The following is a 24,186-nucleotide window of genomic DNA, read 5'->3' as shown; positions in this document are numbered from 1 at the left end:
ATGGAGTGCTTTAATCATGACAACAATCAACGCGGATCTGCAGGCCGGCCGTACGGCTTTAGGAATCGAGTTAGGCTCGACTAGAATCAAGGCGGTTCTGATCGATTTGAACAACGAAACTATCGCCTCGGGCAGCTATTCATGGGAGAACCAGTTCGTGGATGGCTCTTGGACATATCCTTTGGACCAAGTTTGGCAAGGTATTCAGGCCAGCTATCGCCAGTTGGCCAGCAATGTTTACGAGCAATATGGCGTTTCGCTGACGAAGATCGGGGCGATCGGAGTCAGTGCGATGATGCATGGCTATTTGGCCTTCGACGATCAAGATCAATTATTGGTGCCGTTCCGGACTTGGCGTAACAACAGCACCGCAGAAGCGGCCGAGCAGTTGACGAAGCTGTTTGACTTCAACATTCCCCAACGTTGGAGCATCGCCCATTTATATCAAGCGATTCTCAACCAGGAAAGCCACGTGAAGTCCGTTAACTATTTGACCACGTTGGCCGGCTATGTGCATTGGCAATTATCTGGCGAGAAGAATCTCGGCATTGGTGATGCATCAGGTATGTTTCCGATCGACGAGCAGACCCATGACTATGATCAAGGCAAAATCGAACAGTTTGAACGTTATACCAATGTTTTAGGGTTCAACTTCAAGTTACATCAACTTTTGCCAAAGGTGTTGGTGGCCGGACAAGTTGCCGGGCATTTAACGGACAAGGGCGCGCATTTGCTTGATCCTAGCCAAACACTTGAAGCCGGGTCCTTGTTAGCGCCAGCTGAAGGCGATGCCGGTACGGGGATGGTTGCGACCAATAGTGTTCGCAAACGTACCGGGAATATTTCCGCAGGGACCTCGGCCTTCTCGATGATCGTGTTGGATCAGCCTTTGAAAGCCGTCCATCGCGATATCGACGTCGTGACCACACCTGATGGCGCGCCTGTGGCGATGGTTCATACCAATAACTGTACTTCTGATATCAACGCATGGGTCGGCTTGTTTCAAGAATTTGCCGCGAGCATTGGTCAAGAAATCGCGCCAGATCAGTTATACGCGACCCTCTTCAAAGAATCGACTAAGGGCGCGGCGGATTGTGGCGGTTTAGTCAATTACGCTTATCTTTCCGGGGAAAACATCACCAACGTGGAAGCCGGACGGCCTTTATTCGTGCGGACTCCCAATAGTCAATTCAACTTGGCCAACTTTATTAAGGCCCAATTGTATTCGGCTTTTGCGCCGTTGAAGATTGGTAATGATATCTTGATGAAGGAGGAGCAGATCCAAGCCGATACCATGATCGCTCAGGGTGGTATTTTCCGGACACCGGTGATTGGTCAACAAGTCTTGGCCGATGCGCTGAACACGCCCATCACCGTGATGAAAAACGCCGGCGAAGGTGGACCATGGGGCATGGCGGTGCTAGCAGCGTATCTGTTGACGAATTCTCAACTTGACTTGGCCGACTATTTGGCACAACAAGTTTTCGCACAACCGCAAAGCACGACGATCGCGCCTAATGCAGCTGGGGTCAAGGGCTTTGACGACTTTATCGCGCGCTATCAACAAGGCCTAAGCATCGTTCAAGGGGCCCAAGTTTTACCGGATCTGGAACGGAATTAAGTTTCGAAGCAGCACGATATCAAGAACAAATCAGCATTGTAGGAGTTGGGTAGTTTTGAGGAGAAAATTTAATCGTAAATGGACCGCGCTGATCGGGGTAGTTTTTAGTTTGTTAGTTCTCGTTGGTTGTCAGTCGAAGCCGGCAGCTGTTAAACAAAAGCTGACGGATCCGGACTTCAGCGATGCGGTCGTTCATGATCCATCGGTCATCAAGGCGGACGGGCAATATTACACGATCGGTTCGCACATGCAAATGGCTAGCACCAAGGATTTCATGCACTGGAAGCAATTGTCCACTAGTGTTAATGATCAAACTGCTTTTAAAGATATTCAAACTAATTTAGCTGATGTTTTTGAGGATGCTAGCACGGCGACATTATGGGCCGGCGACATTGAACGGTTAGCTGATGGTAAGTATTATATGTATTATTGTGCCTGCGAGGGGGATAATCCCACCTCGGTCCTTGGCTTGGCGGTCGCTGATCAAGTGACAGGTCCTTACAAGAACAAGGGTGTTTTCTTGCGGTCTGGCAATGCTATCAAAGATGACAGCGAATATGACGCGACGAAGCAACCCAACGTGATCGATCCCCACACCTTCCATGACAAGGATGGTAAGCTGTGGATGGTTTATGGATCCTATTCCGGTGGGATCTTCATTTTGAAGATGAATGAGACGACCGGTCTGCCAGAAAAAGGTCAAGGATACGGTAAACGACTTCTGGGCGGCAATCATTTACGCATTGAAGGTTCCTATGTGCTGTACAACAAGCAAACGGACTATTATTACTTATTCCTTTCCTTCGGTGGTTTAGCAGCCGATGGCGGGTATAATCTGCGCGTCGCACGCTCAAAGCAACCAGATGGGCCTTACAAGGATGCTCAAGGTCATAATTACCAAAACCTGCGCGGTGCCGACGGGACAACCTTTGACGATGACATCATCAAGCCCTACGGTGTCAAAATCATGGGCAATTACACTTTAGACACCAAAGAGCCTTATCAATCTGGCTATGTCTCGCCTGGTCATAATTCGGCGATCTATCGGCCTAGTGATCAGAAGTATTTTCTGATTTTCCACACGCGGTTCCCTAGTCAAGATGAAGTTTATGCGGATCGAGTTCATCAAATGTTCTTCACCAAGGCAGGCTGGCCGGTGGTGACACCATTACGTTATGCAGGTGAAACCAAGGCGAACTACGCTTTGAACCAAGTGATCGGTGATTATCAAGCCATTCAAATGAATAAAACGATCACGGCCGATGTGACGACCCCAACGAAGCTAACCATTACGAGTCGGGGCAAGATCAAAGGTACCAAAGCAACGGCAAGTCTTGACTTCAAAGACAATGGGCAGGAAAGCATGGTGACGCTCGGTCAGAAAGTTTATCATGGCTATTTCATTTCGCAATGGAATGAGTATGCTAATAAGCAGACCATGTGTTTCACTGGAACCGATCAAAATGGCGAACCACTGTTCCTAGTCCGCAAGTAAGGCAACGAAATCGCGATTGGCCACTGGTGCCAATGGCGATTTTAGCGGTTTGCGGCCCGGTTGATCAATCGTTGTCACAGAGAAAGTAGGTTAGTTATGTCACATTTAGATTTTGCAGCAACACCACCAATGGGGTGGAATTCCTGGGATTCCTATGGCGCCTCAGTTCGAGAAGATGAGGTCAAGGCCAATGCGGATTATTTGGCGGCCAACTTGAAAACATATGGCTGGGAATACGTGGTTGTCGACATTCAGTGGAGTGAACCCACGGCCAGCTCGATGGTGTATCATAACTTCGCCCCATTATGTATGGATGACTATTCGCGGCTGATCCCGGCCACCAATCGCTTTCCTTCCGCCGCGGACGGTCAAGGGTTTAAACCGTTGGGAGATTATATCCATGGGCTTGGCCTGAAATTTGGGATTCATATCATGCGGGGGATTCCCCGCCAAGCCGTTTATCAAAATACGGCCATCAAGGGCACTGATCTACGAGCCCGGGATATTGCCTTGAATAATATTTGTTTATGGAATCCGGATATGTATGGCGTGGATGTTAGCCAAGCGGCCGGGCAACGCTACTATGATTCCTTGTTTGAGTTGTACGCTTCATGGGGTGTTGATTTCATTAAGGTCGATGATATTTGTGACTCCCGCTTTAACCATGACGCGTTTAAGGCTGAGATCCAAGCCATCCATGATGCTATTGCCAAAACCGGGCGTGCCATCGTTTTGTCGTTGTCACCGGGACCAGCCGCGCTGAAAAACGGGACCTTCTTCCAAAATACGGCCAATATGTGGCGGGTCACCGATGATTTTTGGGACAATTGGGATTCGCTGCGGACGATGTTTGATCGAGCCGCCGAGTGGTCACCGTTTGTCCGACCTGGTAATTGGCCGGATTGCGATATGTTGCCGCTGGGGCACTTACGGGTACGCGCTGATGAGGGGGCCAATGATGATAATTGGACTCACTTCACGCCGGCAGAACAATACTTGTTGATGAGTTTGTGGACCATTAGTCGCTCTCCGTTGATGTACGGGGGGACGCTGCCCGACTTGGATGATTTCACCAAAGGTTTGTTGACCAATCGTGGGGTTTTACAAATGCATCATGAAGTGGTTGAACGGCGGGAAGTTTATCGGGATCCAGCTTGGATCGTTTGGCGGGCGAATAGTGCCACGGCCAGTTATCTCGCTTTCTTCAATATTTCAGAACAAACCCGCGACTTGCCTACTGCGCTTAAGCATTTGGCCACCACCGAGCAGGCCCAAGATCTCTGGCGGAACCAACCAGTCGATTGGCAACAAACGCAATCGATTGCCACTCACGGTGTCCTCCTAGTTCAAGAGTGAGCGCCGACCTGCATTGCTTCTGAGCATCAGCATGGCAATGCTCTAGAATGTGGTGGGAGTCGGTTAAACGGTGCTCATTGATTTACCTGATTGACAAAGATGTTGAGCAGATTTGGCAAGCAGATACTTGATGACGCGACGATCTGCACCTCGCCGCGCGTTTTGAACCAGAGCGAATATAGCGGGTTGCCTTTGAGCGTAGAAGTGAGTTGTGCGCCGCACGTTATAAAATAAGGGTTAGGTAGGCTAGCAGAATGATTACTAAGCTTCATAATTTAGATAAATACCTCGCGGAATTTTTAGGTACTTTTGTGATGATGATTATCGGCACGGGCTACTGCCTCTTTATTGGCAGTGACAATCCGTATTTCGTCGCTTTGGCCTTCGTCCTTCCGATCCTAGTCATGATTTTTGCGGTGGGCGATCTTTCTGGCGCCCATTTCAACCCCGCTGTTTCCTTGGCCTTTTGGCTGGTTCATCAGTTAAGTGGGCGCGAATTTGTGGGTTATCTAGTCGCTCAGTTTTTAGGCGCCACGGCTGCTTCTGGGCTGCTACGGAATTGGACCTTAGCCGCCGGGTTGTCAGCCCAACATTTGGGTGAAACCGATTTTTCAATCAATGCCGGGAGTGCTTTCTTGATCGAAATAACGATCACCTTTATCTTAGTTGGCGTGATTCTATTCGTCACCGACGCTGATTTTGGTCATCCTGAAGCTGGGCCTTGGGTGATCGGGGTCGTTTTAGGTTGCCTGATCATCCTTGGGCAGAAACTAACTGGCGCCTCCTTGAATCCGGCACGTAGTTTTGGACCGGCGATCTTTCTCGGCGGGCAGGTGCTACGTCACTATTGGCTGTATGCCTTGGCACCATTGGCCGGCGGCGCGCTGGCGGCGTTGGTTTATCAGGTGATCAAAGCCAATCGCGCCTAAAATAGGCGTGAACGGGTACCGGCGGGTCACCCACCGATCGGTGTAGGAAATTTGCCGGGGCCGGTTGCTTGACCGGTTTGTTGGTCGGCCGATTATTGAGCCAAGGACCATGGCAGTGATGCTGGGCCCAAAATGAAAAAGAAATATTGAAACATCCACAATAAAAGGTCTAGAATTCCTGGGTGAAATCATCTTTCAATACCCAAAATTCTAGACACAATAAAAGAACCATCGCGACTTGAAACCTTGAAGTCGTGATGGTTCTTTTCATTGGGGCGGTGGTTGGTGCTTTGAGTTAAGCTTGGTTCAACCAAACTCGCATTTCTCCAGCTTGGCGATTGGCCCAAGCAAAATAAGGAATCAAGGTAATTGCTTGGGGTTGGCGGCTGCGGGCTGACTTCCTGGCATAAAGCGGCGCGTCTGCTGCCGGTGCGCTCACTTTAGTTGCGGTTGTCGTTAAACTCTGCAGTTGTGGCAGTGCCAAACCCCGAGCGTCCGAGTGGATCCGGAAAGTTGGTTGTTCAGGCAGTGAAAGCCAGGCAAGGTTCTTCCCGTTGTCGGCTTCCTCAACGCAATAGACCAATGGACCACGTTGGACAGCAACTTTGCCTAAGTCGGCCGTCACGCGCGGATTGGCTTGGACGGTCCGCACGCTCATGTCGAGCTCAACCGTGATCGTGGTGGTGGCCGACCAAGTTTTAGTTAAGCAAAGGTAGCCTTGCTCCAAGGTGGTGGCGCTAGGCTGGCCGTCAACTTGGACCTGGAAGTTGGCCTGAGACCAAGCTGGAATCCGCAATGCCAGGGTGAAGCGTTGCGGCGTCGCGGCGGTGACTTGGTAAGTGATCTGACCGGACCAAGGATAATTACCCTGTTGTTCGATTTGCAGGCCATTGCCGAAATCCGCCCGGTTGGCGATAAATTGGTTGCTATAAATCGTTTCATCCTTGACGGTATAAATATACTGATCGACTGAGGCAATCAGGCGCGCCAGATTCGGTGGGCAACAAGCGCAGCCAAACCAGGCGGGCCGTTGCACTTTGACATGGGATTTCGTCGGATCTTGCGCGCTGGCCTGCGGGTCGACCTCGAGAGGATTGACGTAGAAGAAGTGTTGCGCGTCCAGGCTCATCCCGCTGATCGTGCCATTGTAAAGTTCGCGTTCCATGACATCAGCATAATCGCCTTGAGGTGCCATCTTCAGCATTTGTTGCGCGAAGAAAACCATCGCGCAAGAGGCACAGGTTTCACAATACATGGTGTCATTCGGCAAGTCATAATCATAAGTAAAGGCCTCCCCAGCCACCGTTGCGCCAATGCCGCCAGTGACATACATTTGTTTTTTGACAATATCTTGCCACAGCCGTTGACAAGTCGCTGCCAGTTCCTTGTCCTGAGTTTGGCGCGCCACATGGGCCATTCCCGTCAATAAATAAGTCATCCGCACAGCGTGACCTTCAGCATGGTCCAGTTCACGAACGGGACGGTCGTTTTGGAAATAACTTTGGGCTGGATCTGGCTGTTGTGGAAAGGGAAGCGTTAAGTGCTTGTGCTTATTTTGGTCGTTTTGTTCCGCGAAAAAGTTAGGGGTCTGTTGGCCACGCTGATCGATCATGTAGGCGGCCAAATCGCGGTAACGGGGCTCGTCTGTGACGTCAGCCAGTTTCGCCAGGGCCAGTTCGACCTCCGGGTGACCAGGATAGCCATGCAATTGTCCGGGTTTTGGACCAAAGTGACTGGCAATACAATCGGCCATCTTGGTGGCGATCGTCAATGCTAACTGATTTCCGGTCGTTTCAAAATAAGCGATCCCCGCCTCAATGTAATGCCCCATACAGTAAAGTTCATGACTAAAACTAATATGCTGAAACTTCTCGGCCGGTGCCTGCAATTGGAAAAAGGTATCTAAATAACCATCTGACTCTTGCGCTTGACCAATCAAGTCGATCAAGTCATCGGCGATGTTCTGTAAGTGTTGATCTGGCTCATAACGAAGTGCATAGGCCACGGCTTCCAGCCATTTGTAAACATCAGAGTCTTGGAACCAAAAGCCATAAAAGTCACCCGTTGCCTGCCCCGCGGCGATTTTTAGATTCTGAATGGCGTGGCTTTTTTCAGTGACGTTATATGAGTTAGCATTCTCTTGTTCGATTTGGACCGTCGCGTCGTCGTTGATCACCGACCACTGGTAGGGAATCATCACGGTCTTGACCAAATGACGATATTGTTGCCAAAAGGTGTCGGTTATTTTGATTTCAGGTTGTAGCATGGGGTGGAACTCCTTTCGATGGTAACTTCATTATTTAACTTCATTGTAATCGCTTTTCTTAACAAGAAAAACTGCTATAATCGAAGAGAAAGTGGACAAATCCGATATTGAAAATGGAAGGGGGATCAATTTGGCTGATTTACTGATCGATTGCCAGCGACCGGTGCGCTATTTGCAAAGTGGCCAATTTAGCGCTGAGTTAGGCTGGCGCCATCACTTATTTACCCACCAAGCTGATACCGAGGTGATCATTGGCTTGAGTGGCCGAATCCAATTGGCCATTGGTAGCGAACAATTCAAAGTTGAGGCCGGCGATGTGCTGACCGTTTTCCCTTTTGAAAGTATTGTTGGGACGTTGGCGACCGTGACCCCAAGCCAATTCATCTGGTTTCACTTTATCCAAGATGGTAGCTACCAAGTCGTCGCCTCCGGGAACACCGGTACGCAAAAGTCTCAGACTGTGGGCGGGCAAGCAGCGAACAATCAACCCACAGGACCCACGCCGTCTGAGCTAGCGGCGACCACGTTACGCATACCGCGATATTTTCATTTGGCGCAACAAGAAAAGGTCTTGATCGCGGCCAAACAGCTGTTAGATGTAGCGCACAGTCCATATTTCGCCCAAATGGCCGAAAACTATCAAGCAACGATGCTACTGATCGAGTTGGCCAATGCCAGTTGGCAAGAGCGCCAAGGCATTTCCAGCAACCAAACCTCCCTCAACGAAATCAAAGAATGGATTCGGGTGCGGATGGACCAAGACCTGCGTGTCGCCGCCGTGGCGGCGCACTTTGGCCTAAACCCCGATTACTTAACACGCCGGTTCAAGCAAGAGTTAGGGGTCAGCGTTAAGGCCTATATGAATTCGGTCAAACTGGATTGGGCCAAATATTTACTTTTAACCACGCGACTGAGTGTGGCTGAAGTCAGCCAACAAGCCTATTTCCAAGACGCCAAATATTTCATGCGCTTCTTTAAGCAACAAACCCGCTTAACACCGAGCCAGTATCGCCATGCCTACACCCATACTTTCTTGAATAACCAGCAAGTGGATCCTGGGGTGGACATAAGCGCCGCGCTGGCGCGTCAGGATTTAGAATAAATTCGGTTGTTGCGGATCATAGGCTTGACGGCTTTGTTCAGTGTTTGGACTGATTTAGTTGTTTGATTTCTATTCTTGAATCTGCGTTTGATTGCAGGCTTTTGGTGGGTGTTGCGCGTAAGCGCAACCGGCTGGGACTGCTGATGCGGACTGGAACGTGGTGGGCGTCGTTTGAAGCCAATTCCAAAAGCGGGAATTGGCTTCAAATCGAGCCTTGTCCTAAGCGGCAAAGCCGCAAAGGACAATTTCACCACTGAGCCGCGCAGTCCCAGCCGGTTGCTAGGCAGAATTGAGCCTATCTGCCATCGAGGCGAAGGATTTGACGAAGTGCTTTGGCAAGCTAGAGGTCAAAACAATTACCCACTTTTTGGGTGGTACGGCAATGCCAACTGATTCGGATTAAAAGGTCGTGACATTTTGCGTAGGCTGAACATCTCTACTCGTTTCCTTAACAATTCTTGGGTGAAGAACGACCGATTCAGCTGATTCAGCAAGATCCTGTACGAGTTCATCAGGCAGACTGCACTGGTGTCACCAATTTAAAGCTGGTAACCACTAACCATGGCCGTCAACTGCGTGAAGCCTCATCAATTGACCATAGGTTGCCAGTTGGCGTGAGTGCTCAAACGGCTGTTATAACGTTGAGCGGCTGGAGCGGAGAAATTCGGGGTGAGATCGCCGTGAAATTGTCCTTGGCGGTTTACCGCTTAGGACAAGGCCTGATTTTGAGACAAGCCGCGCACTTTGCGGATTGGCTCAAAACAGCGCCCACAGCGAGCTCACCCCGAATTTCGCAGCGCAAGCCGCGGCCAACATTGAAACATCTTCACCGCCAGCTTCGCAAGCACATTAGGCAGATGACGCCCCAGCAACACCAAGCCAATTTTGGGGAAATCAATGATTTACTAACGTTACTAAAATAACCTTGTTTTTTCCGGTGAAAAGGTTATCATTTGGTTAGTTGGTGTTACAAACAAACGCACTGAGAACACCACATTTATAATCTATTCAATTATGGAGGACCTGTAATGAAATATCATAATCCTATTATTCCTGGATTCCATCCGGATCCAAGTGTTTGTCGCGTTGGCGATACTTATTATTTGGTGACTAGCTCGTTCAATTATTTCCCAGGTGTTCCCTTATTTGAGAGTAAGGATCTGTTGAATTGGCATCAGATCGGACATGTGTTGAATCGAAAGGAACAATTACCTTTAGCGACCTCATCGACATCGGGCGGGATCTATGCGCCGACGATTCGTTATCATCAGGGTCGTTTTTATATGGTGACAACTAATGTTGATCATGGTGGCAACTTCTTTGTCTGGACAGATGATATTCATGGCGCTTGGTCAGATCCAATTTGGGTCGATCAGGACGGCATTGATCCTTCATTTTATTTCGAAGGGGATCATGCTTATTTCATGAGTAATGGCACCGATGATGACGGCGTGAATGGCATCGTTCAATGTGAACTCGACTTAACGACCGGGCGGAAATTGAGTCCGACTCGGTGTATTTGGCAGGGTAATGGGGGCCGTTATTTGGAAGGTCCGCACCTATACCAAATTGGAAAAACCTATTACTTGCTGGCATCTGAAGGCGGTACGGAATATGGGCATATGATGGTGATGGCTAAAAGTGATCAGTTAGCTGGTCCCTATCTCTCAGACCCACATAATCCGATCTTAACAAATCGTGATCTAGGCGGGTATCAGATTCAAGGTTGTGGTCATGCAGATTTGGTTGATGACCCGCAAGGTAATTGGTGGCTGATCCATCTGGCCTTTCGCCAATTGGATCAATACATTCAACACCACATTACCGGTCGCGAGGTTTACTTAGTGCCGGCGACATTCGATGAGAGTGGTTGGCTGCAGGCTGGTGATCAGGGGACGACGCGCGCTGAGATGACGGGTCCTGGTCAAGCGCTGCAACAAGATCAACATCGCCGCTTTGATTTTACCAACACAACCATTGGTCAGGAATGGGTTTATCTTCGCAATCCAGAGCTGGCAAATTATCGCGTCGATCAGCCCACCTGGCAATTGCGCGGAAATGAAGTGACGCTTGCCGATCCGCAAACGTCACCGACAGCCTTGTTTGTCCGTCAAGATGAACTGGATTTCAATTATGCGGTCACTTTAACTAGCGCGGCCCAAGAGGCGGGAATCACGGTTTATATGTCAGAAAATCAGCACTATGAGTTATTGTTGCGCCCGACTGACCATGGCATCGAGTTATTACGACGGTTATCCTTAGGTGACCTGGTACAAGAAGACCATCAAACAATTTTGGGACCAAATGCCCAGCCACAACAGGTGCGGTTGACCGTGACGGGAAGTAATTATCACTACGGTTTTAGCGCTACAGTTGCCGGAAAGCAATACGATTTGGGACAAGCTCAAACTAAGTATCTTTCAAGTGAAGTTGCTGGTAATTTCACCGGTGTGATGCTGGGCTTGTTCGCCCAAAAACCCGCGGCAACGTCTGTTTGGAGCACATTTAGTGATTGGCGTTATCAGTATTAGCAATTCAGTATTAGTAGTTCAGTGTTTGCAGTTCAATCTTAGCGATCATAAAGATGGAGGTAGTAATTTGAGTAACTCTTGGGCACGTCAGCAAGCAGAAGCCATTGTCGCACAATTGACTTTGACCGAAAAAATCAGTCTTTTATCAACTTCGCAATCTCCGATTCCCCGGTTTAATTTAGGGGAGTTCCATATCGGTGGCGAGGCCGCGCATGGTATCGTTGATCGGCAGAAGTATCAGACGACCTCATTCCCTATTCCGCTGACACTATCGCAGACTTGGAACCCAGCTTTGATGGAAAAAGTCGGCGCGGTCGTTTCAGATGAGGCGCGGGCGTTATACAACACCACCGGTCGTCAGGCATGGCTCATGCCATGGGCGCCAACGGTTGATTTGGAGCGTGATCCGCGCTGGGGCCGTAATGAGGAAGGCTATGGCGAAGACCCGTATCTGACGGGACAGGTCAGTGGCGGCCTGATTCGTGGCTTTCAGGGCTCCGATCATTTCTTGAAAATGGCGGCGGCGCCGAAACATTTCTTTGCGAACAACAATGAGATCAATCGAGGAAGTACGTCGAATACAGTCATTCCCACAATGAAACATGAATACTATTTGAAACCCTTTATTTTCGCCTTTCGGGATAATCACGCGCAATCAATGATGACCGCCTATAACGGGATCAACGGCATTCCCGCGATGCAATCACCTGAAATCCAGCGGCTGAAGGATCAGTGGCAAATGGATGGCTGTGTTGTGACGGATGGTGGGGCCTTGACCCTCAATCTTGAGGATTATCACTATTATGATCAGCCAGCCGCAGCGGTGGCCGATGCCTTGAAGAAGGGGATCGACTGTTTCGTTGATGATAAAGACAAGGTCGAGACCGCGGCACGTCAAGCGCTTGACCAAGGCCTGATCGATGAAACCGCGATCGATCGCGCAGTGACCAATACCTTGAAAGTTCGCTTAGCGTTAGGCCAAGACGGGGCGGCAACGCCGTATGATCGGCTGAATGCGACTGACATTGGCACCGCGGACCACGATTTATTGGTGCAAAAAACATATGCCGAAGGTACGGTTCTGTTAAAAAATCAAGGGAATTTGTTGCCACTGGATCCCCAACAAGATGTACTGGTCACGGGGCCGCTAGCCGACCGGTTCGTTCGCGATTGGTATGCCACGATTCCAGAAAATCGGGAAACTGTTCAAGCGGGGATCAGCCACTTATTAGGCGATCATTGCCGCTATGTTAATAGCAATGATTATGCCGAATTGACGTTGGCTGCGGCCTATCCGACCAGCGAGAAACTCAACGGGCATGTCTTTGAGATTGAACGTTGGAATCAAGGCTTGGTCTTCTTCCGTGATCAACAAAGCCAGCGTTACTTGCGTCTCAACGAACAGGGTCAATTAGAGTTAGGCAAAACCGAGGTTTACGATTGGGTCGTGCGGGAAGCCTTTTATCTGGACGGCGCTGGTCAGTTCTATGCCTTGGATCATAATTTCAATGCCAGTGATATCAACAGCATGAGCGCGGCGGGCATCCTGAAGCCAGCAGTCGGGACGGTCAAGATCGTTGAATCTGGGCTGGCTCGAGTTCGAGCCTTAGCCAATCAATTCCCAACGGTTATTTTGGTGGGCGGCAACCATCCCCTCGTGAACGCTCGGGAAACGGAAGATCGCAGTAATCTCGAATTGCCGGCAGAGCAAGTCCAATTGGCGCAAATGCTCGCCACAACGTCGGCTCAAGTGGCCACCCTGATTGTTGGCGGCTATCCTTTCCTGACCGACCAATTGCCGACCCAGGCACTGTTGTTTACAGGTTATGCGGGTCAATCCTTAGGCACCGCCATGGCCAAAATTATTTTTGGTCAGCTGGCGCCAACGGGCAAATTGTCGCAAACCTGGTATGGCCGCAACTGGCACATGCCGCGTTTAACTGACTATGATATTGAACAGACCCAGCGCACCTATCAATACGCGCCGATTGAACAGATTGCTTATCCCTTTGGCTTCGGGCTAACTTATGGGCAAATTCAATTGAAGCAGGTCAGCAGTCAGCGTCAGGGAACCGATTTGACTATCAGTCTAACCCTGACCAATCCTGACGCGAATGCTGTTACCGAAACGCCGCAGGTCTACTTGCAAGCCAGTGGCATTATGGGGCGGGCCAATCGTAAACAATTGTTGGCCTTTCAAAAGACGACGTTAGAAGCTGGCGCAACGAAGCAATTAGACTTGACCTGTGACCTGAATGACTTTGCTTGGTTCGACCCGCAGTCGCAGCAATTCTACTTCCCAGAGGCGTCTTATCACTTGGAAGTCGGGTTCGCGGCCACGGATGTTCAGTACCGCTTACCGCTTGATTTGGGCACGGCCAAGCCCGAACATCGCTTGACCAATCTGGCCGCCGTTAATTTCGACGCCTACCACAACATCTAAATCACTAGCAAAAAAACTCAGTATCAGCTACTGAGTTTAGGTCAAGATGGGTATGTGGTTTATCGGGATCTAGAGCTCCGCCGCGGGCATTTGGCGTTGGTTTTGTCCGCGCAAGCCAGTGGGACTCTGAAGTTAACGGATCTACGGACTGATCAAACACTGGGGATTCTGCATTTCCATGATCAGGAGCAAGAACAAACATTACGATTATTAATTCCGGAAAATAAAACGGTTGATTTAAAGATTGAGACTGCTATACCAGTCATTCTCAAAAGCTTAAGCAGTGAAAATCAATAAACTTTTAGCGGTGATCGGTAAATAGTTAGTAAAGTGTATTTACAAATCGAATTTTAAGGAATATAATAAGCCATGTTGATAGAACGCTTACATCAACACTCAGAAATAAAGCGGATCAGGCCGCATATTTCGTTAAAATTCTTTTGACGATGAACGACTTGATGTATACGACGAAAGCCACACCGAAGATGAGAAACATCACCCGCGCAAAGTTGGAAACGTAGACCAGCGCTAACGCTGAGGCATCGATCGCCAGTAACAAGAGTGTTTGGAAGAAATTGCTGATCGCAATCAAGAACGCATTCTGGTAAGTCTGGCGAATCGTGTTTTCAAAACGACCGATCAACGGGAAGAGCAATTCAGTTAGAAAAGCAATTAAGACCAAAACAATAATCAAAATGATGAAGATTGGTTGAGCGACAACTGAATTGAATTTCCGCCAGAAGGCGATGTTGAAGCCAATGATGGCGACAACGGCCGCCAGGATGATGAAGATCAACGAGCCCTTTTTGAAATTTTTCCGGAATGATTCCCAGTAGTTCTTGACTAAGGGGAGATCCTCATTATCAATGTATTTCAGCGTGGTGGCATAAAGAGCCGCTAACGCCGGGCCGATCGTAAAGATGGGAATACAGGTGATCAGGAACAAGACATTCAGACCGGTAAAACTGAATAAGGTTCCCATGAATCTGAAGAATGAGCTGTTGGTGTTGAATTTCATATTAAGCTTCCTCGCTTTGTTTTTGAGTAACGCATGTAACGGTCTATATCTTAACTTAAGTTTTTACGGTTTTGCAAGTGATTTTGTGCTAGGAGGATTATCATGCAAGAAGCATTGAATGATACTCAGGATTTGAAAAAACAGAAAAAAGAAAAGCAACGCGCCAAGAATCGTCGTGGCATACGGCTCTTCTTGCTGATCGTCCCATTCCTGATTTTAGTTTTGCTATTTTCTTATTACCCTTTATTCGGGTGGGTTTACGCGTTCTTTGATTATCAACCACCAATTCCGCTGCGCGATAGCCAGTTTGTTGGTTTGAAATGGTTCGCGATGATGGTTCAGAACAAGACGCAGTTGCATCAGATCGGCCAAGTTCTGGCCAATACGTTCGCCATGAGTTTCTTGAATATCTTAACCTCATTCTTGCCAGTGTTGTTCGCGATTGGCTTGAACGAGATTCGCAACAAGCATTTCAAGAACGTGATCCAGACTTTAACAACGTTACCTAACTTTATCAGTTGGGTGCTGGTTTACTCAATCGCGTTCGCCATGTTCTCTAGTAGCGGCATGGTCAACACTTTGTTGCAAAATGTCCACTGGATCGCCGAACCAATCAAGTGGTTGGACAGTGATGCGCACACTTGGCTGAAGATGCTTCTTTGGAACTTGTGGAAGGGTCTAGGCTGGGGTTCCATCATGTACTTGGCGGCGATTTCTGGGATCGATCCGGAACTTTATGAAGCTGGCCGGGTCGATGGCGCGAATCGGTTACAATTGATTCGCCATATTACCATTCCTGCCTTGATGCCAACATACTTCGTTATGTTGATGTTAGCTATTTCCAACTTCCTGTCAAACGGGATGGACCAATACTTTGTATTCCAAAACGCCTTCAACTTGAAGCATATCCAAGTGCTCGACCTTTACGTGTATAACGTAGGTATGGGGAACAATAGTTTATCACTTGCGACTGCCTTGTCGATGTTAAAGAGTTTAGTCAGCGTTGTCTTGCTCTATGTTGTCAATCTGGTTTCCAAGAAGACACGGGGCGCGTCGATCATCTAATTTTTTCGAAGATGTCAAGTGATATTAGGAGTGTGTGAATAATGAGTAATATCGAAAAAAATGAAGTGACCTCAGGTGAGCGCGTTTTCCGGGTACTGAATATCCTGTTCTTCGTGATCTTCACCTTGATCTGTGTCTATCCTTTCTACTATTTAATCATTAATAGTGTTTCCGCGAATAACTTATCCGCGGCCGGGGTCATCAACTGGCTGCCTAAGAAGATCCATTTCCAAAACTATGCCGAAGTACTGAAGCTCGAGGGCCTGCCCTTAGCTGCCTTGGTTTCTGTTGGTCGGACAGTGATTGGGACGGTCTTGACCGTGATTGCATCCGCCTTTCTGGGGTTCATGTTTACCCAGGAGAAGATGTGGCATCGTAAATTCTGGTACCGGTTCGTGGTTGTGACCATGTACTTCAACGCCGGGATCATCCCAATGTTTATTACCATGAAGAACTTGCACTTAACGAATTCCTTCTGGGTTTATGTTTTACCAGCTGTTGTGCAACCATTCAATATCATTTTAGTTAAGACGTTCGTTGAATCCTTACCGAAGTCGCTGGAAGAAGCGGCAGAGCTCGATGGCGCGACAACGATCCAAACGTTCTTTAAAGTTATTTTACCAAGTTGTACGCCAATCTTGGCTACGGTTGCGATTTTTACCGCCGTTGGTCAATGGAATTCATTTCAGGATACTTTAATTTATATCACAGATCAAAGTCTCTATTCTCTTCAATATTTGCTTTATCAATATATTAACCAGGCCAGTTCCTTAGCGGCTATGGTTAAGAATAGCACGGGAGGTGCACTGAATCTGGGGGCGATTGCCACGCAGCAAACGCCGACATCAATTCGAATGACTGTTTCGATCATTGTAGTTTTACCGATCATGTTTATTTATCCAATGTTCCAGAGATACTTTGTTAAAGGGATTATGCTTGGAGCTGTGAAGGGTTAGTATCATTAGGAGGTATAGGAATTATTATGAAGAAGAGCAAAATTGCATTATTGGCGACGGCGGCTGCTGCGATTGCCTTGATCTTGGGCGGATGTGGCAAATCATCAGAAACATCAAATAAAACTGCCGCAGAAAAAGACGATGGCAAATTAATGAAGATCACCGTCTATGATGATTTAGCAAACTACCAAGGCAATGCCAAGGGCTGGTTCGCTAAGATGGTTAAAGATAAGTTCAATATTGAAATGAACATCGTCGCGCCAAACGTGGCCGGTGGTGGGAGCACTTTGTTTGATACCCGTTCTGCGGCTGGTAACTTAGGTGATATCATCATCACCGGTTCTGGTAATGGTCGGGCAAAGAAGTTAGTCAAGGCCGGTTTGATTTCCGATATGACCCCTTACTTAAAAGGGATGAAGTATATCAAACAATATTCTGGCGCTACTGATGCTTTGCAGAAGGTCGCTGGTCAAACTAGTGGTGTTTGGGGCGTGCCTAGTTCCGTTAGTTCTGCGTCACCAACTTCCTCTTCAGAAGGGACCGAACCAACTTTCGGACCTTACATTCGTTGGGACTATTATAAGAAGATTGGCTATCCAGCAATCAACAACATGGATGACATGGTTTCTGTTTTGAAGGATATGCAGGCAGAGGCTCGTAAAGAGAACCCTGGCAAGAAGATTTATGCGTTATCTCTGTTTAAAGACTGGGATGGCAACATGATGAACAATGCCAAGCAACCTACTTGTTTCTATGGTTATGACGAATTAGGTTTCGTTTTGGCGAAGGCCAATGGGGATGATTTTCAAGATATCACCCAAACTAATGGACAGTATGTGAAGGCATTGCGCTTCTTCAACAAGGCTGAACAAGCTGGTTTGGTTGACCCAGAATCATCGACACAAAACTACGATACCATGTACGCTAAGTATCAAGAAGGTAATGTCCTCTTCTCCTTCTGGCCATGGTTGGGGCAAGCCGCTTTCAACACAACTGCGAATAAAGAAGCAGGTAAAGGCTTCATGATCGCGCCTTTGAAGAACATGAAGATCTTCTCTTATGGGAATACCACTAATGGGACGCAAACCTTTATCGCTATTGGTAGCAAGGCTAAGAACAAGCAACGCTTAGTTAAGTTCATCAACTGGCTCTATTCTCCAGAAGGTGTCGCAGCTGCTGGTGCTCAAACTGGTGGTACTTCCGGTCCTGAAGGTTTAACTTGGAAGATGAAAGATGGCGAACCTGTTTTAACTGATTTCGGTAAGAAAGTCTTCTTGGAAGGCGGCGCAAACGTTCCTGCTAAGTGGGGCTCCGGTAAATATACTGATGGTGTTTCGCAATTGAACTACCCTGCAGTCGCTCCTAATGACATTAACCCTGAAACAAAGTACTCATATAGCTACACGTTGTGGCCATCTGTATTGAAGGCGACTAAGACAGCGCTTGATACTGACTGGTCTGACCATATGGGTGGGGCAACCACAACAATGGACTACTTGAAGAAGAACAAGAAGATTTTGGTAGCGCCAGGCGCAAGCTATGTGACTCCAGAAGAATCCTCAGAAATTTCTTCATTACGTGGTCAAATCAAGACGCAAATCGTCAACGAATCCTGGAAGATGGTCTTTGCAAAGAATGATTCTGAATTCGATAGCATGTTGACTTCAATGCAGAAGACGGTCAAAGGCTTGGATTATGCTTCAGTTTTGAAAGTTGATATGAAGAATGCCAAGGATCAAAACAAAGAACGTGTCGCAATTAAGAAAGAATACGCTAACAAATAATCGTGATTGCTTAAGACGATTTTGGCCTTAACAGTTAGCAAACTTGAGGGTCAACACAATTATTGTGTTGACCCTCAGTTTATGAAGGAGATATTGTTCACCATGCTACTAGAAAAAAATTCGACAATTGTTTTTGCCGGCGACTCGGTCACTGATTGCGGTCGGACCTATGAGGCGGAGCCAGCTGGTTGGGGCTCGTTCGGCGATGGTTATGTTAGCCTGATCAATGCGGCGTTGGTCGCGCTCTATCCGGAATATCGGATCAAGGTGATCAACAAAGGCGTTAACGGCGACGATATTCTGAAGTTGGCGGCGCGCTGGCAAAAGGACGTCGTGGCCTTTCAACCGGATTATGTCTCAATTCTGATCGGGGTCAACGATGTTTGGCGTCACTTCGACGATGCCGCTTTTCAGCATCGCGCTGATTTAGTGGATGAGCAACGCTATCAGTCCACCTATCAGCAACTGATCGACCAGACGAAGGCGCAGGCGAAGCAGATTTTCATCATGAGTCCGTTCATGTTCGACTTGAACTTGCAAGATCCCATGCGCGCGCTAGTGCAGCGGTACGCCGCAATTGCCCGTGAGTTGGCAACTAAGAATGACTTGATTTACATCGATATTCAGGCCGCGGTCGATCATTTCCTTCAAAGCACTTCCAGTTACATCGTGACGGCCGATCGGGTTCATCCCAACCTCAAGGGACATATGTTGGTCGCTAATCAATGGCTGAACGCCGTTAACTATGATTGGAGAAGAAGCTAATGGTCAAAACAGTCGCAGAAATCAAGGCTATCAATGAAAAAGGAAAGTACCAGGCAACGTGGGCGTCCTTAAGCCAATTCAAAATGCCCCAATGGTTTATGAACGCGAAATTTGGGATCTTTACCCATTGGGGTTTGTATACCGTGCCTGAGTACCGCAACGAATGGTATTCGCGGAATATGTATATCCAAGGCTATCCGGAATATGAACATCATCGAAAAACCTATGGTCCTCAAGATCGATTTGGGTATCAAGACTTTATTCCCCTATTTACCGCTGAGAAATTTAACGCGGAGGAATGGCTGAAAATCTTTAAGAATGCTGGCGCCCGCTATTATTTCCCGGTTTCTGAACATCATGATGGCTTTCAAATGTATCAAAGTGAGTTGTCCCATTATAACGCTTACGAAATGGGACCGAAACGCGATGTGATCGGTGAGTTGCGGCAGGCGACGATTGGCGCTGGGCTGCACTTCTGTACGTCGAATCATCGGGCGGAACATTGGTGGTTCATGAGTCATGGTCGCGAATTCAAAAGTGATATCCACGAACCTATGAAAAAAGGCGACTTTTATTGGCCGGCCATGCCGGAACCGAATAATCAGGATCTCTTCAGTGAGCCATATCCGACGACTGAGTATTTGGACGATTGGTTGATGCGCGTGGTCGAGATCATTGATCGTTATCAACCTGAGCTGTTGTACTTCGACTGGTGGATTCAGCACGAGGCTTTTAAGCCATATATCAAGGAATTGGCCGCCTACTATTACAATCAAGGCGTGGCCTTGGACTACCCAACTGGGATCTGTTTCAAATATGATGGGATGGCTTTTGGCACCGGCATCCCTGACGTGGAGCGAGGCGGTTTCGCCGACGCGAAGCCGTTCCACTGGCAGACAGATACCGCGATCGCCAATAATTCGTGGTGTTACACCACAACTTTGGAATATAAAACGGCTAACGAGATCCTGATCAATTTGATCGACGCTGTCAGCAAGAACGGTAATCTTCTATTAAATGTCGGACCGAAAGCCGATGGATCGATCGCGGCCAAGGACCAAGCGTTGCTGGCGGCCGTCGGTGACTGGCTGCGGGTCAATGGTGAGGGTATCTATGACAGTGAAACTTGGAAGATCATGGGTGAAGGTGAGACCAATATTAGTGGCGGCATGTTTGAAGACCTGTCCAAGCTGAAGTATCACGCGAATGATATTCGTTACACCGCCAATCATGGCTCGGTTTATGCTTACGTGCTCAACCCAGAAGGTCAAGCTGAAGTTGTTTTACAGGCGTTTCACGCGTTCGATGAGAAAGATGAGCCCACTTTCCACGGGGTTTTGGCCGGAGTTGAACAGCTTGGCGTTGGCCCCGTCGATTGGCGGATCACCCCGCAAGGCATGGTCGTTAAAATCAAACCAAGCGCCGATGATCGTCCTGTTGGTCTTAAAATCATATTGGAGTAGGTAGAATAATGAAATTAATTGAAGAAACACTAAAAACTGATTTTTCAGATAGCGCCAAGTTTTATGGCTATATTTTAGATAATTCTGAAGAGATGGATCCTCAGCGGCAGCGGCCTAGCGTCTTGATCTGCCCTGGTGGCGGGTATGTGATGACCTCTGATCGTGAAGCGGAGCCAATCGCGATCAAGTTTCTCGAGCAAGGTTTCAATGCCTTTATTCTTCGTTATTCTGTCGCGCCAGCGCACTATCCCACGGCTTTGATCGAAGCGGCGACGGCGATGACGCTGATTCGGAATAACGCGGCCGCTTGGCATGTTGATCCGAACAAAATCATTATCGCTGGTTTCTCTGCCGGTGGGCATTTAGCAGCTAACTTGGCGACGGACTGGCAACGGGAATTTCTGGCGGGATCTGGTTTTGATCCGGAAATGATTAAACCTAATGGCTTGTTCTTAGGCTATCCGGTGATTACGGCGGGCAAGTACGCTCATGTTGATTCGTTCAAGAACTTGCTAGGAAAAGGCTATGATGATCCTCGTTTGCGTGATCGCGTTTCGTTGGAGAAGCGGGTCACAGCGGCGATGCCGAAGACGTTCTTGTGGCACACCTATACCGATGATACGGTGCCGATGGAGAACTCTTTGCTATTCGCGCAGGCGCTGCGAGAACAAAACATTCCTTTCGAATTGCACATTTTTCCAAATGGTGGGCACGGTTTAAGTCTGGGTATCAAGGAAACGGCGATTCCCAATGGCTATGGCGTCGAACCAGCGGTCAGTGTTTGGCCCGAACTCTTCAAAACATGGGTCGCCGAGAATATCTGATTGCGCGGCGGTTGCCAGTTAGTGCCCGAATTATATGAAACGAAAGTGGGAGCGTCATGAAATATCTTTGTTTTGATGTTGGTGGAACTTTTGTAAAATATGCTGTCTTTGACGAGCAAGCCAACTTTCTTGAAAAAAATAAATACCCAACAGATTGCTCAGAGCCAGAACGTTTCTTCGCGAAAATGGCGGGGATCGTCGCTCAATATAGCGATTTGAGCGCGATCGGCTTAAGCTTCCCAGGCTTCATCAATACTGTAACTGGAGTCGCTGTTCGGGCGGGAGCCTTATATCAACTTGATGGTCAGAATATCATTGCTGGTCTGCGGGCGCAGCTAAAGTCAGAGATTCCGATCGTGGTTGAAAACGACGCGAAATGTGCCGCTTTGGCGGAGAAACTCAATGGTAATGCCCAAGATGTCCATGATTTCGCGGTGATCACCCTAGGAACCGGTATTGGTAGCGGCATTGTAATCAACAATCAGATTCTCCATGGCGCTGGTTATCGGGCTGGTGAATTTGGGATGATGATCACCGATTATACGGCGCATGGGTTCGCGACCTTGCATGATTTGGCCTCAACCAGCGCTTTGGTTAAGCGCTATGCCGAAGCTAAGGGGCTGGCGGTCAAGGATGTTTCTGGTGAACAGATCATGAATGATCTTTGTGATCCCGAAACCAAACAAGTTGTTGAAGCATGGGCGCAGTATGTGGCCATCGCGATTTTCAACATGGTGGTCACCAACGCGCCACAACGAATCCTCATCGGTGGCGGCATCAGTCAGAATCCTCGGGTTTTACCGTTTATACTGGCGGCGCTGACCAAGATTCGTTTCTGGGAGGACTATCATGTCGAAGTCGCTACCTGCGCTCATCATAATGATTCCGGCCTATTAGGCGCGCTTTATTTGGCCAAAACAGCAGTTCAGGAGGCGTAAAATGTATTATCAAAAATTAGATGAATTCCCCCAGAACTTCCTCTGGGGCGCGGCGTCGGCGGCTTATCAGATCGAAGGCGCTTTTGACGAGGCTGGCAAAGGCAGGTCGATTTGGGATACTTATGCCCACACCCCTGGCAACACCTATCAAGGAACGAATGGCGATGTCGCGGTCGATCATTATCATCATATGGAAGAAGACGTGGCGTTAATGGGGAAGATGGGACTGAAAGCCTATCGTTTCTCAGTGGCTTGGAGTCGCGTGATCCCTGATGGTGAAGGTGCGGTCAACCAAGAAGGACTGGATTTCTATCGGCGGTTGATCAAGGCTTTGCGGGCCAATCATGTTGAACCGGTTTTGACCTTGTATCATTGGGATCTACCTCAAGCGCTCCAAGACAAGTATCAAGGTTGGGAGTCACGGGAAACAATCGCGGCTTTCAAGAAGTATTGCCAAGTTTTGTTTGCGGCGTTTAAGGATGATGTGAAGTATTGGGTCACCTTCAACGAACAAAACGTCTTCACCTCAATGGGCTATCGTTGGGGCACCCATCCACCCAAGGTAATGGACATCAAGCGGATGTATGCCGCTAATCATATTATTAACTTGGCTAACGCCGAAGCAATCAACTTGTTCCATGAAATGGTTCCCAATGGGCTGATCGGGCCCAGTTTCGGTTATGGTCCCGTTTATCCGCTAACTGGTGATCCGAATGATGTTTTGGCGTCGGTTAACGCTGATGACTTCAATAATAATTGGTGGCTAGATGTCTATTGTCGCGGTGAATATCCCTTCTTTATGATGAAGCAGTTGCAACGGATGGGAATCGCGCCGGTCGTCACTGCCGCGGATGACCAGTTGTTAAAGAGCGCGAAGCCCGATTTCCTCGGGGTCAATTATTATCATGGTGGCACCGTTCAAACCAATCGTTTACAGAAACCGGTCGCCACGGACCAGCAAGCCAAGGACTTCTCGGCCACTGACCCCTATTTGATGCAACCAAAGGCAGACCAAGCCCAGTCTCCAGAGATTCCAGCGTTCAATTCCGTTGCCAGTCCTTATTTGGCGAAAACAGAATGGGGTTGGGAAATCGATCCGGTGGGATTCCGCGTTGCCCTGCGTCAAGTCTATGAGAAATATCGTCTGCCGATTTTCGTCACGGAGAATGGGCTAGGAGCAGTCGATCAATTGGTCAACGGCCAGATCGATGACCAGTATCGGATCGATTATTTACAAGCCCATCTGTTGGCGATGAAAGAGGCCATCACTGATGGCGTTGCAATGATTGGTTATTGCGCTTGGTCGTACACGGACCTACTCAGTTGGTTGAATGGCTATCGGAAGCGTTACGGTTTCGTGTATATCGATCGTGATGACAATGGTCCCAAGGAATTGAAACGGATCCCTAAGGCAAGTTACTACTGGTATCAGCGGATCATCGCCGAGAATGGTCACCAAATCGTCGCGCGGCACGACTGAACAAAATCGTGTGTGTTCATACGCAAGGTTGGATTATGAATTGATATGTTTAGCGTGGCGTGATCAATCAAAAAGCAGGTGTAAGCGTTGTTTTTTTCCTGTTTTCAGGCATTAAGTAACGAACAGATGCAATTCTAGGTACTTCTGTTA

19 protein-coding genes are annotated in these 24,186 nt (G+C 48.3%); 17 read left to right on the top strand and 2 right to left on the bottom strand.

What is annotated here, in order from left to right; all coding sequences use genetic code 11:
* Positions 1–16 precede the first annotated feature (16 nt).
* The 4 genes from ACYVSB_RS00575 to ACYVSB_RS00560 all read left to right on the top strand — a co-directional run bounded on the left by ACYVSB_RS00575 (position 17) and on the right by ACYVSB_RS00560 (position 5,401).
* Positions 17–1,621 carry a xylulokinase gene (locus ACYVSB_RS00575; RefSeq protein ID WP_461218001.1) on the top strand — a complete coding sequence of 535 codons (1,605 nt, stop codon included), beginning with the start codon at positions 17–19 and terminating at the stop codon, positions 1,619–1,621.
* 55 nt (positions 1,622–1,676) lie between these two features.
* The gene (locus tag ACYVSB_RS00570; protein ID WP_461218000.1) at positions 1,677–3,116 is read left to right on the top strand and encodes a glycoside hydrolase family 43 protein; all 1,440 of its coding nucleotides are present in this window, start codon (positions 1,677–1,679) and stop codon (positions 3,114–3,116) included.
* A 96-nt stretch (positions 3,117–3,212) separates the two neighbouring features.
* Complete coding sequence (locus ACYVSB_RS00565) at positions 3,213–4,472, top strand: glycoside hydrolase family 27 protein (RefSeq protein ID WP_461217999.1); 1,260 nt, start codon at positions 3,213–3,215, stop codon at positions 4,470–4,472.
* Positions 4,473–4,726: 254 nt separating this feature from the next.
* Positions 4,727–5,401: an MIP/aquaporin family protein gene (locus tag ACYVSB_RS00560; protein ID WP_461217998.1), complete on the top strand. Its 675-nt coding sequence runs from the start codon at positions 4,727–4,729 to the stop codon at positions 5,399–5,401.
* Positions 5,402–5,696: 295 nt separating this feature from the next.
* Here the strand turns inward: ACYVSB_RS00560 and ACYVSB_RS00555 are convergent, their stop codons facing one another.
* Complete coding sequence (locus ACYVSB_RS00555; RefSeq protein WP_461217997.1) at positions 5,697–7,667, bottom strand: glycoside hydrolase family 127 protein; 1,971 nt, start codon at positions 7,665–7,667, stop codon at positions 5,697–5,699.
* Between the two features lie 130 nt (positions 7,668–7,797).
* On the opposite strand from ACYVSB_RS00555, the gene ACYVSB_RS00550 reads away from it, so the two are divergent.
* The 5 genes from ACYVSB_RS00550 (at position 7,798) to ACYVSB_RS00530 (ending at position 13,743) form a co-directional block, all read left to right on the top strand.
* The gene (locus ACYVSB_RS00550) at positions 7,798–8,769 is read left to right on the top strand and encodes a helix-turn-helix domain-containing protein (RefSeq protein ID WP_125597290.1); all 972 of its coding nucleotides are present in this window, start codon (positions 7,798–7,800) and stop codon (positions 8,767–8,769) included.
* Positions 8,770–8,940: 171 nt separating this feature from the next.
* Positions 8,941–9,162 carry a hypothetical protein gene (locus ACYVSB_RS00545; RefSeq protein ID WP_125597287.1) on the top strand — a complete coding sequence of 74 codons (222 nt, stop codon included), beginning with the start codon at positions 8,941–8,943 and terminating at the stop codon, positions 9,160–9,162.
* Positions 9,163–9,227: 65 nt separating this feature from the next.
* On the top strand, positions 9,228–9,692 hold the full coding sequence (locus tag ACYVSB_RS00540) for a hypothetical protein (protein ID WP_125597284.1): 465 nt from the start codon (positions 9,228–9,230) through the stop codon (positions 9,690–9,692).
* 105 nt (positions 9,693–9,797) lie between these two features.
* Positions 9,798–11,300: a glycoside hydrolase family 43 protein gene (locus tag ACYVSB_RS00535; protein WP_461217996.1), complete on the top strand. Its 1,503-nt coding sequence runs from the start codon at positions 9,798–9,800 to the stop codon at positions 11,298–11,300.
* Between the two features lie 67 nt (positions 11,301–11,367).
* Positions 11,368–13,743 (top strand): beta-glucosidase, encoded by a 2,376-nt coding sequence (locus ACYVSB_RS00530; protein ID WP_461217995.1) that lies wholly within the window; start codon positions 11,368–11,370, stop codon positions 13,741–13,743.
* 412 nt (positions 13,744–14,155) lie between these two features.
* Here ACYVSB_RS00530 and ACYVSB_RS00525 read toward each other — a convergent pair whose 3' ends face one another.
* Complete coding sequence (locus ACYVSB_RS00525) at positions 14,156–14,761, bottom strand: YesL family protein (protein ID WP_461217994.1); 606 nt, start codon at positions 14,759–14,761, stop codon at positions 14,156–14,158.
* A 102-nt stretch (positions 14,762–14,863) separates the two neighbouring features.
* Here ACYVSB_RS00525 and ACYVSB_RS00520 point away from each other — a divergent pair, with 102 nt between their 5' ends.
* The 8 genes from ACYVSB_RS00520 (at position 14,864) to ACYVSB_RS00485 (ending at position 24,036) form a co-directional block, all read left to right on the top strand.
* Positions 14,864–15,826: an ABC transporter permease gene (locus tag ACYVSB_RS00520; protein ID WP_125597272.1), complete on the top strand. Its 963-nt coding sequence runs from the start codon at positions 14,864–14,866 to the stop codon at positions 15,824–15,826.
* 41 nt (positions 15,827–15,867) lie between these two features.
* A complete protein-coding gene (locus ACYVSB_RS00515; RefSeq protein WP_461217993.1) occupies positions 15,868–16,782 on the top strand; it encodes a carbohydrate ABC transporter permease in 915 nt (304 codons plus the stop codon).
* A gap of 26 nt (positions 16,783–16,808) precedes the next feature.
* Positions 16,809–18,566 carry a type 2 periplasmic-binding domain-containing protein gene (locus ACYVSB_RS00510; RefSeq protein ID WP_461217992.1) on the top strand — a complete coding sequence of 586 codons (1,758 nt, stop codon included), beginning with the start codon at positions 16,809–16,811 and terminating at the stop codon, positions 18,564–18,566.
* A gap of 102 nt (positions 18,567–18,668) precedes the next feature.
* Complete coding sequence (locus ACYVSB_RS00505) at positions 18,669–19,331, top strand: SGNH/GDSL hydrolase family protein (protein ID WP_461217991.1); 663 nt, start codon at positions 18,669–18,671, stop codon at positions 19,329–19,331.
* Entirely contained in the window at positions 19,331–20,794 is a 1,464-nt protein-coding gene (locus ACYVSB_RS00500) for an alpha-L-fucosidase (protein WP_461217990.1), read from the top strand. Before ACYVSB_RS00505 ends, ACYVSB_RS00500 begins: the two co-directional genes overlap by 1 nt.
* 8 nt (positions 20,795–20,802) lie before the next feature.
* Positions 20,803–21,618: an alpha/beta hydrolase gene (locus tag ACYVSB_RS00495; protein WP_461217989.1), complete on the top strand. Its 816-nt coding sequence runs from the start codon at positions 20,803–20,805 to the stop codon at positions 21,616–21,618.
* Positions 21,619–21,674: 56 nt separating this feature from the next.
* Entirely contained in the window at positions 21,675–22,556 is an 882-nt protein-coding gene (locus ACYVSB_RS00490) for an ROK family protein (protein ID WP_461217988.1), read from the top strand.
* A gap of 1 nt (position 22,557) precedes the next feature.
* On the top strand, positions 22,558–24,036 hold the full coding sequence (locus ACYVSB_RS00485; protein ID WP_461217987.1) for a glycoside hydrolase family 1 protein: 1,479 nt from the start codon (positions 22,558–22,560) through the stop codon (positions 24,034–24,036).
* Positions 24,037–24,186: the final 150 nt, after the last annotated feature.

Source organism: Lapidilactobacillus salsurivasis (genome assembly GCF_054785215.1).
This window is presented reverse-complemented; position numbering and strand designations above follow the sequence as displayed.

Coding starts and splice junctions, on each gene's coding strand:
- ACYVSB_RS00575 (WP_461218001.1), top strand. CDS start 17: ATGACAACAATCAACGCGGATCTGCAGGCCGGCCGTACGGCTTTAGGA.
- ACYVSB_RS00560 (WP_461217998.1), top strand. CDS start 4,727: ATGATTACTAAGCTTCATAATTTAGATAAATACCTCGCGGAATTTTTA.
- ACYVSB_RS00505 (WP_461217991.1), top strand. CDS start 18,669: ATGCTACTAGAAAAAAATTCGACAATTGTTTTTGCCGGCGACTCGGTC.
- ACYVSB_RS00495 (WP_461217989.1), top strand. CDS start 20,803: ATGAAATTAATTGAAGAAACACTAAAAACTGATTTTTCAGATAGCGCC.
- ACYVSB_RS00555 (WP_461217997.1), bottom strand. CDS start 7,667: ATGCTACAACCTGAAATCAAAATAACCGACACCTTTTGGCAACAATAT.
- ACYVSB_RS00500 (WP_461217990.1), top strand. CDS start 19,331: ATGGTCAAAACAGTCGCAGAAATCAAGGCTATCAATGAAAAAGGAAAG.
- ACYVSB_RS00525 (WP_461217994.1), bottom strand. CDS start 14,761: ATGAAATTCAACACCAACAGCTCATTCTTCAGATTCATGGGAACCTTA.
- ACYVSB_RS00515 (WP_461217993.1), top strand. CDS start 15,868: ATGAGTAATATCGAAAAAAATGAAGTGACCTCAGGTGAGCGCGTTTTC.
- ACYVSB_RS00485 (WP_461217987.1), top strand. CDS start 22,558: ATGTATTATCAAAAATTAGATGAATTCCCCCAGAACTTCCTCTGGGGC.
- ACYVSB_RS00565 (WP_461217999.1), top strand. CDS start 3,213: ATGTCACATTTAGATTTTGCAGCAACACCACCAATGGGGTGGAATTCC.
- ACYVSB_RS00520 (WP_125597272.1), top strand. CDS start 14,864: ATGCAAGAAGCATTGAATGATACTCAGGATTTGAAAAAACAGAAAAAA.
- ACYVSB_RS00535 (WP_461217996.1), top strand. CDS start 9,798: ATGAAATATCATAATCCTATTATTCCTGGATTCCATCCGGATCCAAGT.
- ACYVSB_RS00510 (WP_461217992.1), top strand. CDS start 16,809: ATGAAGAAGAGCAAAATTGCATTATTGGCGACGGCGGCTGCTGCGATT.
- ACYVSB_RS00490 (WP_461217988.1), top strand. CDS start 21,675: ATGAAATATCTTTGTTTTGATGTTGGTGGAACTTTTGTAAAATATGCT.